Source organism: Wolbachia endosymbiont (group A) of Anthophora plumipes (assembly GCF_964028115.1).
Lineage (GTDB): Bacteria > Pseudomonadota > Alphaproteobacteria > Rickettsiales > Anaplasmataceae > Wolbachia.
Map to the genome: position 1 here is coordinate 1 of NZ_OZ034756.1, position 13,299 is coordinate 13,299.

The 13,299-nt window shown below is 35.8% G+C and carries 10 protein-coding genes and 1 pseudogene; 8 read left to right on the top strand and 3 right to left on the bottom strand.

What is annotated here, in order from left to right; genetic code table 11:
• Window positions 1–42 precede the first annotated feature (42 nt).
• Together hemE and ABWU75_RS00010 are read left to right on the top strand one after the other, a co-directional pair.
• Window positions 43–993, top strand: a pseudogene (gene hemE, locus ABWU75_RS00005) (uroporphyrinogen decarboxylase); the annotation flags it as partial.
• 92 nt (window positions 994–1,085) lie between these two features.
• Window positions 1,086–2,279 carry a pyridoxal phosphate-dependent aminotransferase gene (locus tag ABWU75_RS00010; protein WP_353286812.1) on the top strand — a complete coding sequence of 398 codons (1,194 nt, stop codon included), beginning with the start codon at window positions 1,086–1,088 and terminating at the stop codon, window positions 2,277–2,279.
• Between the two features lie 53 nt (window positions 2,280–2,332).
• Here ABWU75_RS00010 and ABWU75_RS00015 read toward each other — a convergent pair whose 3' ends face one another.
• The gene (locus tag ABWU75_RS00015) at window positions 2,333–2,821 is read right to left on the bottom strand and encodes a hypothetical protein (protein WP_264731757.1); all 489 of its coding nucleotides are present in this window, start codon (window positions 2,819–2,821) and stop codon (window positions 2,333–2,335) included.
• 142 nt (window positions 2,822–2,963) lie between these two features.
• Between ABWU75_RS00015 and ABWU75_RS00020 the strand changes: the two genes are divergently transcribed.
• From ABWU75_RS00020 to glyA, 3 genes are all read left to right on the top strand, one after another.
• Window positions 2,964–3,125 (top strand): hypothetical protein, encoded by a 162-nt coding sequence (locus ABWU75_RS00020; protein WP_264735850.1) that lies wholly within the window; start codon window positions 2,964–2,966, stop codon window positions 3,123–3,125.
• 184 nt (window positions 3,126–3,309) lie between these two features.
• A complete protein-coding gene (locus ABWU75_RS00025) occupies window positions 3,310–4,515 on the top strand; it encodes an MFS transporter (RefSeq protein WP_253307380.1) in 1,206 nt (401 codons plus the stop codon).
• Window positions 4,516–4,561: 46 nt separating this feature from the next.
• Window positions 4,562–5,839 (top strand): serine hydroxymethyltransferase, encoded by a 1,278-nt coding sequence (gene glyA, locus ABWU75_RS00030; protein WP_353286813.1) that lies wholly within the window; start codon window positions 4,562–4,564, stop codon window positions 5,837–5,839.
• A gap of 598 nt (window positions 5,840–6,437) precedes the next feature.
• Here the strand turns inward: glyA and ABWU75_RS00035 are convergent.
• Both ABWU75_RS00035 and ABWU75_RS00040 read right to left on the bottom strand, forming a co-directional pair.
• A complete protein-coding gene (locus ABWU75_RS00035; RefSeq protein ID WP_253309500.1) occupies window positions 6,438–7,859 on the bottom strand; it encodes an AAA family ATPase in 1,422 nt (473 codons plus the stop codon).
• 371 nt (window positions 7,860–8,230) lie between these two features.
• A complete protein-coding gene (locus ABWU75_RS00040; RefSeq protein WP_253309498.1) occupies window positions 8,231–8,905 on the bottom strand; it encodes a septal ring lytic transglycosylase RlpA family protein in 675 nt (224 codons plus the stop codon).
• 26 nt (window positions 8,906–8,931) lie between these two features.
• Between ABWU75_RS00040 and murC the strand changes: the two genes are divergently transcribed.
• The 3 genes from murC to cgtA are packed head-to-tail and all read left to right on the top strand — an operon-like array spanning window position 8,932 to window position 12,717.
• On the top strand, window positions 8,932–10,437 hold the full coding sequence (gene murC / locus ABWU75_RS00045; RefSeq protein ID WP_353286814.1) for a UDP-N-acetylmuramate--L-alanine ligase: 1,506 nt from the start codon (window positions 8,932–8,934) through the stop codon (window positions 10,435–10,437).
• A gap of 4 nt (window positions 10,438–10,441) precedes the next feature.
• Window positions 10,442–11,707 carry a phosphopyruvate hydratase gene (gene eno / locus ABWU75_RS00050; protein ID WP_264731760.1) on the top strand — a complete coding sequence of 422 codons (1,266 nt, stop codon included), beginning with the start codon at window positions 10,442–10,444 and terminating at the stop codon, window positions 11,705–11,707.
• Entirely contained in the window at window positions 11,695–12,717 is a 1,023-nt protein-coding gene (gene cgtA / locus ABWU75_RS00055; protein ID WP_264731761.1) for an Obg family GTPase CgtA, read from the top strand. The genes eno and cgtA overlap by 13 nt, the downstream gene beginning before the upstream one ends.
• Window positions 12,718–13,299 lie beyond the last annotated feature (582 nt).

Here is a 13,299-nt window from a genome sequence, read left to right on the forward strand (position 1 = left end):
TGGAAAGCAGCAAAACAACAATAGTAGAAGTTATCAAACAAAATGAGCCAGGTGAAAGAGTGCCTATTTGGCTAATGCGTCAGGCTGGCAGGTCTCTTCCTGAGTACCGCAAAGCAGTGGAAAATATGAATAATTTTATGGAGATATGCTACAACACAGATTTAGTGACAGAATTGACGTTACAGCCAGTGACAAGATTTGACGTGGATGCGGCGATAATTTTTTCAGACATTTTAATAATAGCTGATGTTTTGGGTTGTGACGTGAATTTCCTGCGCAATGTGGGCCCGAGAATAAAACCTATAAAGAATCCTAAAGAATTGAAAAGTCCACAAGACATTGAAGCTAAAATTTTACCAATTCTAAACGCTATAAAGAAAGTCAGAAGTCAGCTATCAAAAAAAAAGCCTCTTATAGGATTTGCTGGTGGCCCATGGACAGTAGCTTCATATATCATAGAAGGTGGAAGCAGCAAAACTTTTTCCAAAGTATTAAATTTTTACCCTTCGTATTTGAAGGAAATAATTGAACGAATAACGGAAGCAACGATTATTTATCTAATTAAACAGATAGAATTTGGAGCAGATGTTATTCAGCTATTTGACAGTAATGCTGGTGCATTATCGGAACCATTGTTTAAAGAATATGTTATCGAACCAACAAAGAGAATTACCTTGGCAATAAAGGATAGATTTTCTGGTTTTCCAATAATAGGATTTCCAAGGTCTGCTGGAAATCTTTATAAGGATTACTGCGAACAAACAGGTGTATCTGCAGTAAGTATAGATTATAATGTCCCAATAGAATGGGCGAAAGCGAATCTAAAAATCCCTCTACAAGGAAATCTTGATCCTAATCTTTTAGCCTATAATAAAACGGAAGCAATAAAAGAAGCAAAACGTATAATAGATTGCTTTAGAGATTCACCCTTCATATTTAATCTCGGACATGGAGTACTCCCTGATACTCCAGTTGAAAATATCACTGCGTTGGTGAATTTGGTAAAAAGCTACTAATACAATACACAAAATTCCTAGCTTTTTTGCTGTACAGGGTTTATCATTTGAATTTAGCTTCAGTAAGATATGTCAGACCTTGCAAAAAGAATGTCCCTAATAAAACCATCACCTACGATTGCTGTAACTGATAAGGCAAATAAGTTGAAAAATGAAGGAAAAAAGATCTGTGTTTTAGCTGCAGGAGAACCGGATTTTGATACTCCAGATCATATAAAAAAAGCAGCTATTCAAGCAATAAGTGAAGGTAAAACTAAGTATACTGCTGTTGATGGAACGCGTGAGCTGAAAGAAGCAATAATTAATAAGTTAAGAAGGGATAATAACCTCGAGTACACGTTTAACCAAATCTGTGTTGGTACTGGCGCTAAGCAGGTGTTATTCAATTTGTTTATGGCAACAATTAACTCTGGAGATGAAGTTATTATTCCAGCTCCTTATTGGGTTTCATATGTTGATATGGTAAATCTTTTTGGGGGCTTACCAGCTGTAGTGGAATGCAAACAAAATTTTAAACTGACAGCGGAATTATTGAAAAGCAGGATAACTAAAAAAACTAAATGGTTAATTCTTAACTCACCGAACAATCCTGCAGGAGTTGTGTACACATATGATGAATTGAAAGACATAGCACAAATATTGCTTGAATATCCACATGTGAATGTCGTTACAGATGATATTTATGAGCATATAATATACGACGAAAAGTTTTTTACTATCACTCAGGTTGAGCCAAAGCTTTACAACAGAGTTTTTGTAGTCAATGGAGTGTCAAAAGCCTATGCAATGACAGGCTGGAGAATAGGGTATATTGCAGGTAGAAGTGATGTAGTAAAAGCTATCTCTACGCTGCAGTCTCAGAGCACTTCTAACCCAAATTCGATAGCACAAGCAGCAGCAGCAGCAGCATTAAACGGTGACCATAGTTTTTTGAAAGAAAGAACAAGGATTTTTAAGAGTCGTAGAGATTTTATGGTGAAAAAGCTAAATTCTGCTCCGGGATTATCAGCATCCATTCCGCAAGGCGCATTTTATTTATTTGTCTCGTGTGAAGGATTGCTCAGTAAGAGTACAAAAAGTGGTAAAGTAATAAATAATGATCTTGATTTCACTGAATACCTGCTAGAGGATCATTTAGTTGCTGTGGTTCCAGGAATTGCGTTTGGTCTAGAAAATTTTATCAGAATTTCTTATGCAACCTCTCAGGAACAATTAGAAATTGGATGTGATAGTATTACTAAAGCGTGCCAGGAGTTAAAATGAAATAGACTATCCATAAATTACCCATTTCACCGCGTCAAAAATATTCACTAAGGTTATCTTGAATGTTCTAACTTGTATTTTTCTATGGAAGGCATTTTTATTGAGTGAGCAAGTGTCTTTCTAATATTGAATTCCTCATTTTTTTCATTTCGTTGCAGTAAGTTAATGTTATTTATTTTATTTACTAAATCTTTCCCTTTCTCCAGAGTCTTTAAATCACTTTCGTTAATGTAATGTTCATTGTAAAATTCTGCAACAATTTCTTTTCTTTTCGGGTGAGTATTTAAAAATTCCGACACCTGATGTTTAGCAACAGCTTGAATAAATTTCTTATTAAATCTTGAATCGTTATATAGATTTTCCAAACTTTTGTCATAATGTTTTGCTTCGTTTATAGTGAGTTTTATTATCTCTTCTATACCACTTAGAAGTTCCCTATACAATTTGTCATATCTATTGCCTGACACATGTGTAGCGAATGTTTGTTCAATGTATTTTGTTATGTAATTTTGCAGTGTGTTGTCTATTGTGCTTATGTTCATCAACCTACCTCAATGTTATATTAACTATTTTACATGTAGAAAGGTTAATATTGAGTTAATAGGGTACTTCTGAAGTCAAATTTTACTGAAAATTATAGTATTTAATATATAATTGTTAGCATGAAATAAAAACATAAATAAAATGGATCTTGTAACAAAAGTGAAGCTCAAGATAAAGATGAATAAGGGCAAAATCATAAATATACTTGTCATTTGTGGTGTAATTTTTTTCATATACCTTATTCATGAGCCAGTTGTAGATATGGTAGAAAAAATTATAAGTAAAATAAAAGGTCTCTTTTAAAAATAGAAAAAGTGAACTTTTTCCATCATCCAAACTTGAACCTGGAAAATTTAGTTAATGCATAAACTACTTATGTTGGCTATGAGTTCAACTGTATAAAATTCCGGTAAATTAAAATAAGTATTCATAAAAATATTGTTTTCTATAAACAGAGTATCTATAATACTAGCTTTGGGGTAAAGTACTGCAGAGGAATTTTTTAATCTGGTTGTTGGCGTCACTGTTTTATGCGTACCAATATATATTACGCGTAATTCCAAACATAATTGCGCCTGGATTGATAACAAAATTTAACATAAGTATTACAGATGTTGGCCAGTTTGGTGGGTTATACTATGTAGGCTATACGCTAGCTCATATACCTGTTGGTCTTTTCCTTGATAGATTTGGGCCAAAATTTGTTTTGCCTGCTTGTATTGTTTTAACATTTACCGGAACATTACCGCTTATATGTTTTGATGAGTGGTATTATTCAATACTTGGCAGAATAGTCGTTGGAATTGGGTCATCCGCTTCAGCAATTGGGCTTTTTAAAGTTGCAAGCATGTATTTTGCGCAAGAAAAATCAGCAAGAATGGCTAGTTTATCCATAATTATAGGAACTTTGGGGGGGATATGTGGCGGATTACCGTTAGACTTCTTACTCAATAAATTTGGCTGGAATTATGTTATCTATACCTTCTCAGCATTCGGGTGTTTACTTGCTCTGTTACTGTTCTTAGTAACGCCTGAAAGCAATGCTCAACAGGAAAAAGTTAGCATTAGAGACTTGAAAAACATACTTTTCAACAAGCATATTATTCTAATTAGCTTTTTTGGTGGACTCATGGTCGGTCCAATGCAAGGTTTTGCTGATGGTTGGGCGAAAGCATTCTTTTTTGAAGTATATGAAATGAATGAAGGCTTGGCATCTTCTCTCTCTTCCGTAATATTGATAGGAATGTTAACAGGATCATTCTCTTTGGCTTATTTATTGGAAAAGTATAAAAATAAGCATTATGAAGTAATAATTTCATGCTCATTTGCAATGATCGCCGGTTTTCTATTACTTTTTACTCAGATTGGTGGCTTGTATGTTGTATTACCTACGCTTTTTATTATCGGCTTTGCATCTGGATATCAAGTAGTTACAATTTATAAAGCACTAAGTTATGTAAATAATAACTTAGTAGGCTTAGCTACAGCTGTGTCAAACATGATAGTCATGGGTTTTGGCTATTTTTTTCACACTGGAATCGCAAAAATAATAAATTTGTGTTGGGATAGAACAGTAATACAAGGAAATCCTGTGTATAGTGCTGAATTGCTGATAAAAGCAACATCTATTATTCCTGTATGTTTGCTAATAGCTGTTTTTGGGCTCTTATGGTTAAAAAAGCAGGATAAGTAGTCTTAAAATTGCTTGTGCATCTTAAAATTAAAGCGAGGTTTGATCTATGATGAGTGTTTTAAAAAAAATCTGTGGCTCTAAAAATAGTTTAAAGTCTTTTGATAACGAGGTTTATCAGTTTATAGAAAAAGAGTTACAACGTCAAAAGTCACAATTGCAATTAATTGCATCAGAGAATTTTGCAAGTAAAGCAGTAATGGAAGCACAAGGCTCTTTTCTGACTAATAAATATGCAGAAGGCTATCCAGGCAAAAGGTATTACTGTGGTTGTGAGCATGTGGACAAAGTTGAAAGTCTAGCTATAGAAAGACTTTGTAAGCTGTTCGGTGTTAAATTTGCAAACGTTCAACCTCACTCTGGTTCTCAGGCAAATCAGGCGGTATTTGCTTCACTGCTTACTCCAGGCGATACAATACTTGGATTATCACTGAGTTGCGGTGGACATCTAACTCATGGTGCGGCACCAAGCCTTTCTGGTAAATGGTTTAAGTCAATTCAGTATACAGTTAACAAAGACACTTATCTGCTCAATATGGATGAGATAGAAAAGCTGGCGCTGGAGCATAAACCAAAATTGATCATAGCTGGTGCTTCTGCTTATCCGAGAAAAATGGACTTCAAACGCTTTCGCGAAATTGCAGATAAAGTTGGTGCTTATTTGCTTGCAGACATTGCTCACTATGCAGGGCTTATTGCAGCGGGCGAATATCCATCTCCTGCTGAATATGCACATGTTATGACTTCCACGACTCACAAAACTTTGCGTGGTCCTCGTGGTGGAATAGTGATGACCAATGATGAAATATTACACAAAAAAATTCAATCTGCAGTTTTTCCAGGATTGCAGGGCGGGCCACTTATGCATGTAATAGCTGCAAAAGCTGTTGCATTTAAAGAAGCATTAGCGCCAGAGTTTAAAACTTATAGCAAGAAAATCGTGGAAAATGCGAAAGTACTAGCTCAAGAATTGCAAAAGCATGGACTCGACATTATAACCGGTGGCACTGACTCTCATATAGTGCTAGTTGACTTAAGATCGCAGAAATTAACTGGAAAAGACGTTGTAGATAGCCTTGAGAGGGCTGGCATTACCTGCAATAAAAACTCTGTACCATTTGATACAGAAAAGCCAACCATCACTTCAGGGCTCCGTTTTGGCACCGCTGCTGAGACAACACGCGGACTTGAGGCAGAAAATTTTAAAGAGATAGCCAGCCTAGTAAATGAAGTGGTTCAGGGATTAATCAGCGGAAATAGCTCAAGTGTCGAAAAAGCAGTAAAAACTAAAGTTGAAAAGATTTGTAGTAATTTTCCTATTTATTAATTTATGTGGTGTCATCCAAGTAGCTGGTAGAAACGGAAAAAGTTGCTTGACAAGCTTTGCCAGCTCCCTTATTATGACAATAAGGGTATTTATGACTCAAAACTTGTTTTTGACCTGCAGGCTCAATGACAAAATTCAGTAAAAAACTCAGGGTATTTTTTGGCGGATTACATAAAATTATAGCGGCTGCATGTCTTTTAAATTTTTTCTACATTCAACCAAACCGCGCTTATTTTAAGCGTTAGCACATTATTACAGCGCCACTTACAGTAATATAGAGTCAAAACTCGCACCACGGGAGTTCTTTGCCTTTTTTTTCATTTGGTAAATTTCTTAATGTTTATAGCTAAAAGAGCCCAAGAGAGGTGTCATCCCGCTGCTTGTTAGCGGGATCTATGTGAGATACCGCGGCGGTATGACGGTTAATTATTCCGCGCGGGATGACAAGAAAGGAGCAGCAGGATGACACCTCACCATGTCATTCCAGCGCGTGGCACACATCTGTACGAACATTGTTATAATAAGAGTTCATGAAAGATGTCATCTGGAATCTTGTTCCAATGTTAAACAACACAAAGTTGAAAAAGTAGAGCAAGAATTACTTACAATTCAATAATTCTCCAAAATCAATTATGTTTGAAAAGTAATCACTATCTATAACGTCATCACTCACACCGTTAACGTGAATAAGGACTGGACGACATGAAAAGCCTTTTGGACGCTTTAGTGTATCTATTTTCTTTTGTACTTCTTGTATTATTGAATGACCGATTTTATTTTTTGAGAATTTGATTTCGCAAATGTAGAGTGTGTTAAACCTTGTTTGAATCATGTAATCAATTTGACAACCAGCACCTGTCTTCCTCTGAAAAAATGGATTTTCGCTTACTATTCCATCAATTCTCAAGATATTATGTATGCTCTTTCTATTGTTAAGCACCAAATTTTCAAACTGAAGTCCAATAATTGTATGCCACTCTGGTAGAGATGTAAGTAACCCTATAGAGTAGGTGTCGCGATTAATTTTTCCTAGATTTTTTTCAATATATTTTAGATAAAACCTTAAATAATTATCTTGAAGTCTGTACTTCCTGAGTCGTGAATCAGTACCCGTTTTTATATCCCAAGTGTGATCCTTTGCAATAAAACCGGCAAGCTCGAGCTCATATAGATACTCAGAAATGCGTCCGTGTCTTGCAATGTTTAAAGCAGTACAAATTTCTTCCTGTTCTTTAGCTCCAGTAGAAAGAGCTCTCACTACTTGCTTATAAAAAGCTGTTTTTCGCATGAATAGATCTGAAAATATTTGGTCAAACTCCTCAACTAAAAACCCACCTTTTGTAAAACAAAGCTTTTTAATATTTTCTTCAGTACCATGTTTAAAATTTACCTCTTCTAAATATTTTGGAATTCCACCGGTTACTGCAAGCACCTTAAACTTTTCGTATGCTGAAATATTTTTTGGCCAAAATTCATTGCAATCAGAAAGTGATAACTCCCCGAGTGTTAAAGTCAACGATATTCTTCCTACAAAACCAGTACTACTAAGTATATTTTTTTCAATCCAGGATGAAGCTGATCCACAGACAACAAAAATTAGCTTGTTATTATTTTTTAGCTGTGTATCCCAAAAATTCTTTATTTTGCCTAAAAAAGTTGGATCTTTTGAGCCCATCCAAGAAATTTCATCAAGGAGCAATAATATTTTGCCAGATAGTAAACGTTCACCAACTGCCCATAGTAAGTCACTCCAGTCGTCATATCTAGCAAAAGATGTATTAAATTGTCTAGCAACTTGTCTAGAAAATTCATTAAGTTGGTGGGATGTTGTAGTATGCTTTTCTGGTGGCAAACCTGCAAATGAGTAATGTTGTTCGAAATGTTTACCAAACTCTTGAATTAAACGACTTTTTCCTATACGACGCCTTCCTTTGACTACTACAAAAGATGCAGTGTTTTTTTCCGTAAGCTCCAGCAGTTGCTTCAACTCGGTTTGCCTACCAATAAATGATGGAGACATAAAATACAAAATATAAATCTTTGTCTCCATTATACATGATGAAATTGGAGACGTAAATAAGTAAATTTCGATCTTTGTCTCTATAGTGCTATAGCTAAACTGACTTACGACAATTTGAAAAACGACAAATTCGTCATTCCGCTACGTGTTAGCGGAATCTATGCTGGGATACCGCGAATGAATCGCGGTATGACGGTTCGCGGCGGTATGACGGTTCGCGGTGGTATAGTAACTCGTCATTCTGCTACGTGTTAGCGCCGCGGCGGTATAGCTATAAATTGTTGATATCTTTTTTATATCACATTTTTAACTTACAATAGTTAGCCAGCGTTTCTTACATTAACCAAATCTTTCGAATTCTGCACTCACCACTACCTATAACTCACTTTCACGCAATATTGATCGTTCTTAAAAAGCAATCTAACATTTTTTATTCCTTGATTGCGAAGCTTTGATGCAGCTGATTTAGCAGCCTGAGCACTTTTAAAAAATGCAACATATCCCTTACTTTCTGCACTGTCTTGTTTTGGGTGACGTTTCTGCATTTCTTTTTCATATTGCTTTCTGTAATGAGGAGTATTTTGTATCAATTGTTCTGACATCTTTCTTAGGTATTGGACTTTTACCTTTGCAAGCCCTACTTTATGAAATCCTAAGACTTGAGCTGCTTTTTCTGATAAGTCTATTATTCTGCCTTCAATAAAAGGCCCTCTATCGTTAATCCTTACAACAAGCTTTCTTCCATTTTCTAAATTAGTGACAAGAGCAAAGCAGGGTAGGGGCAAAGTCTTATGCGCTGCAGAGATCAAGTGACGGTTAAACACTTCACCATTTGCTGTAAGCGTGCCATGATCTTCTATTCCATACCACGACGCTATCCCTATCTCTTCATAGTGTTTACAGTTTTTTGGATAATAAGTTATACCATTTATTGTGTAGCTGCAGCCAATTTTATAATGACCTGCAGTGCAATTAAACCTGTTGCTAAAACTGCAACTACTTATCAAAACAAATATTAGACATAGGAAGGCTAGGTTTTTTATCATTGTATTCGGTAAGAGGGTTCGATACTATGAGGATTTTAAATTATACTATAATAAATTTAGTAATGAGTAAACATCTACTGCTAAATATTAACAAAACTCAAAAAAGAATAATACATATAATTGGTATAGGTGGAATCGGAATGAGTGCCATTGCTGAAATTCTTCACAATTCCAATTACAAAGTTCAAGGCAGTGATGCACAATCAAACAACAATGTAGATAGATTACAAAGGCTGGGCATAGAGGTTTTTATTGGTCACAATGCTAATAATATAAGCCAAGCTCAAATAGTTGTACGTTCTTCTGCGATAGAATCTGATAATGTGGAGTTAGTAACAGCGAGAAATAACAATAAAACCATTTTGCATAGATCAGACATACTTGCTGAAATTATGAAAGATAAATATGTGATAGCAGTTTCAGGTTCAAGTGGAAAGACGACAACAACGGCTATGATTGCTTCTATTTTTGATCATTCTGGCATTGATGCGACTGTAATTGTAGGAGGAATACTAAATTCGTATCAGAGTAATTCAAGACTTGGAAAGAGTGACATTTTTTTAATCGAAGCTGATGAGTCTGATGGAACCATGCTAAAAATTCCTGCAAATATTGCTGTCATAACGAGTATTAACGACGATCATATGGATCATTATGGTACATTCGACGATATTAAAAATGCGTTTTCTCAGTTTATAAGCAAAGCAGGTTTTGCAGTTTTGCCTGATTCTGTAGGCATTAATTATGATGCGAGTAATTCTATAACGTTTGGGTTTGAGAATGGTAGCATAAGAGCCAGCAACATTAAACAGCATGCTAACAGCATAGAATTTGACGTGTTGAACAACTGGATTCCAGCATCAGCTACTTGCATGACAAAAAAGCAGGTGTCATCCCATCACCCTCTGTCATCCCAGTGCGTGACACTGGGATCCAGCCCTTTAAAAAACATAGTACTATCAAACGCAATAGGTATTCACAAAATGAGTAACGCCTTGGCTGCAATATCAGTTGCGATAAAGCTCGGGATTAGCAATGCAGAGATTAAAAAAGGCCTTTTGGAATTTCAAGGAGTAGCAAGAAGATTCTCTTTGATTGCCAATATTAAAGGTGTTAAGTTAATTGAGGATTATGCCCATCATCCAAATGAAATATATGCAACTTTAACGGCTGCACGTTCGATTACTAAAGGAAAAGTAATAGGAATTATCGAACCACTTCGTTTTGCTCGCGTTCGTAATTTTTTTGGTGAATTCATAAGGATCTTTATGATGTTTGACTATGTAATCCTTACTCCTATTCATCCCCCAGAAGACAAGCCTATTCCTGGTTGTGGGATTGATGATATACAAAAAGCTTTAATCAGTAATGGGTTTAATGATGTAAAGATTATGAATGATGCTCTACTCATTTCACATTTTATTAGTGATTCGACAAGTCCAGGTGATATAGTATTATTTATTGGTGCTGGTAGTAATATAGCTAAATTGGCAAAGGAAACTGCAGCACTTATTGCGGAAGTTAAGGTTTAATGCGATGAATAAGATAATCAACAACGTATTTGCAAGAGAAATTTTAGATAGCAGGGGTTACCCCACTGTTGAGGTGGAAATTGAACTCTGTGATGGAGCAATAGGTAGGGCCTCTGTACCTTCTGGAGCTTCAACTGGTAAATTAGAAGCCTTGGAACTCAGAGACCAAGATGAGAAAAGGTATTGTGGTAAAGGAGTGCTGAAAGCTGTTCAAGCTGTAAATGGAGTGATAGCAAATGAAATCATTGGCATGGATGCAACAAACCAAAGTGCAATTGATAAAGCATTAATTGAACTAGATGGAACAAAAAATAAATCTAAACTTGGAGCAAATGCAACTTTGGGTGTGTCTCTTGCGGTTGCAAAAGCAGCAGCAAACAGTTTCAAAATACCGTTGTATAGATATTTGGGAGGAGAGCAGATGCCGGTTCCACTCATTAACATAATTAATGGTGGAGTACATGCAGACAATAAGCTCGATTTCCAAGAATTCATGATTCTTCCGGTCGGTGCTGAGACTTTCAGTGAAGCAATCAGAATATCTGCGGAGGTGTTCCACAACTTACGTAGCATTCTTAAGAAAAAGGGTTATAGCACAAACGTAGGAGATGAAGGCGGTTTTGCACCAAATATTGAAAGTACTGAAGAAGCACTTGACTTGATCATATACGCTATAGAATCAGCAGGTTATTCAGCGCAAAGTGATTTTGCACTAGGCCTTGATGTTGCTTCATCTACTTTTTATGAAGATGGAATTTACAAATTTGAAAATAAAGAGCTTACTTCAAAAGAATTGAATGAATATTATTGTAATCTTGTGGAAAGATATCCAATAATTTCTATAGAAGATGCAATGAGTGAAGACGATTACGAAGGTTGGAAATTACTTACTGCAAAATTGGGGAGTAAAATTCAATTGGTTGGGGATGATTTATTTGTTACAAATTGTGAACTAATAGGCAAAGGAATAGAAGAAAAAATGGCAAATGCTGTACTGATCAAGCCAAATCAAATAGGGACGTTAACAGAAACTTTTGCTGCTATTGAAATGGCAAAATCAAACAACTACAAAGCTGTTATTTCTCACCGCTCAGGTGAAACAGAAGACACAACAATATCTCATATAGCAGTTGCATCAAATTGCGGGCAAATAAAAACCGGGTCGCTGTCGCGTTCTGATAGGCTCGCAAAGTATAACGAGCTAATCAGAATAGAAAGCGCATTAGGAAAGGATGCTAAATATTATCGTGGGTTAGCATGGGTTTTATAGACGAAGTAAAATTGTACTTAAAAGCCGGTGATGGTGGTGACGGTTGTGCAAGTTTTCGTCGAGAAAAGTTCGTTGAATTTGGTGGTCCAAATGGTGGTAATGGAGGAAAGGGTGGAAACATAGTTTTCATCAGCGACGCTAATCTCAACACTTTGCTTCATTTTCGTTATAGAAGACACATTAAAGCAGATAATGGGAAAAATGGTGCAGGCAGGGATAGATCTGGCACAGCAGGGAAAGACGTTATACTTCGAGTTCCAGTCGGTGCACAAATAATTGATGAAGAAAGTGAAGAGATAATAGTAGACCTTGACAAGCCTGGTATGGAATTTCAAGTAGCACAGGGTGGAAAAGGTGGACTTGGAAATACTAATTTTAAATCTTCTACTAATAAGGCACCAAGACATTTTACTTACGGTCAGCCTGGCGAAGAAAAACATGTATTATTAAAACTAAAAGTTTTATCAGATGTTGGAATTATTGGCATGCCAAACGCAGGTAAATCAAAATTTTTGACTCGCTGCTCAAATTCCGATACAAAAGTAGGCGATTATCCATTTACCACCGTAAGACCCCACTTAGGTGTGACAAAAGTGGATGATAGCGAAGTTGTAATAGCAGATATTCCTGGAATAATCACCGATGCTCACCTTGGGGTTGGGCTCGGACATAAATTTTTAAAGCACATAGAAAGGTGTCAAATTTTACTTCATTTAATCGATGTAACTCATGATGACGTTGTTTCGGCTTATAGTTGTATCCATAATGAATTGGAACTTTACAATGGTGATCTTGTTGAAAAAGAAGAGATTGTAGTATTAAACAAATGCGACTTGCTGAGAGAAGCAGAAATTCTGGAAAAGAAGAATCACCTAGCTAATTATCTCAATAAAGAAGTGCTGTGCTTATCAATTAATGGTGATTTACAGCCTATTTTAAGATTATTAAGTGAAAAATTGAAAAAGAGTAATTCTAAGGAAATCGATGTATATGATCCTTTTAAGATGTGAATTTCATTTAGATAATTGATGTTTTTCATTTATTTTATCATATAACTAGAATATATGTGTACGAACGTTTGTTTTTGAAGGTGATTTGCACAGTAAATGGTCAGCGCGTGACGCACTGCCCAGTTCATGTTAGCTATAAATATTTAAGAAATTTACCAAACGAAAAAAAGGCAAAAGAAGCCCTAGTCATTGTCTATTTTCAGTATTGGCGTTTTTTTATGTTTTAAACGTCTAATAACCGCGACTCAGCTGCTTTTTAATGCAACTAACCTTTAGTCATAAATGTTTAAGAAATTTACTAAGCAGAAAAAAAGGCAAAAGAAACCCCGTGTTAGCTAGTTGTCACTCTCCAATCCTGCAAATTGGCGTTCTATACTGTCTCAAACGCTTTATAAGCGCGTTTCAGCTTATATAGGTAAAAACCTAGAAATGTTGTGAAGACATAAGGTGCACATAGTGCAAAAAATTAAAAATAAGACGCCAACTACGTTGTTTTCTTGCTGTTTAATCTGCACAGATGAAGATAACTGAATACCTTCAGTTTCATGATAAGGGGGCTGGCGGAGTTTGTCAAGGAATTTT

Coding starts and splice junctions, on each gene's coding strand:
- ABWU75_RS00020 (WP_264735850.1), top strand. CDS start 2,964: ATGGATCTTGTAACAAAAGTGAAGCTCAAGATAAAGATGAATAAGGGC.
- ABWU75_RS00015 (WP_264731757.1), bottom strand. CDS start 2,821: ATGAACATAAGCACAATAGACAACACACTGCAAAATTACATAACAAAA.
- ABWU75_RS00010 (WP_353286812.1), top strand. CDS start 1,086: ATGTCAGACCTTGCAAAAAGAATGTCCCTAATAAAACCATCACCTACG.
- eno (WP_264731760.1), top strand. CDS start 10,442: ATGAATAAGATAATCAACAACGTATTTGCAAGAGAAATTTTAGATAGC.
- ABWU75_RS00035 (WP_253309500.1), bottom strand. CDS start 7,859: ATGTCTCCATCATTTATTGGTAGGCAAACCGAGTTGAAGCAACTGCTG.
- cgtA (WP_264731761.1), top strand. CDS start 11,695: ATGGGTTTTATAGACGAAGTAAAATTGTACTTAAAAGCCGGTGATGGT.
- ABWU75_RS00040 (WP_253309498.1), bottom strand. CDS start 8,905: ATGATAAAAAACCTAGCCTTCCTATGTCTAATATTTGTTTTGATAAGT.
- murC (WP_353286814.1), top strand. CDS start 8,932: ATGAGGATTTTAAATTATACTATAATAAATTTAGTAATGAGTAAACAT.
- glyA (WP_353286813.1), top strand. CDS start 4,562: ATGATGAGTGTTTTAAAAAAAATCTGTGGCTCTAAAAATAGTTTAAAG.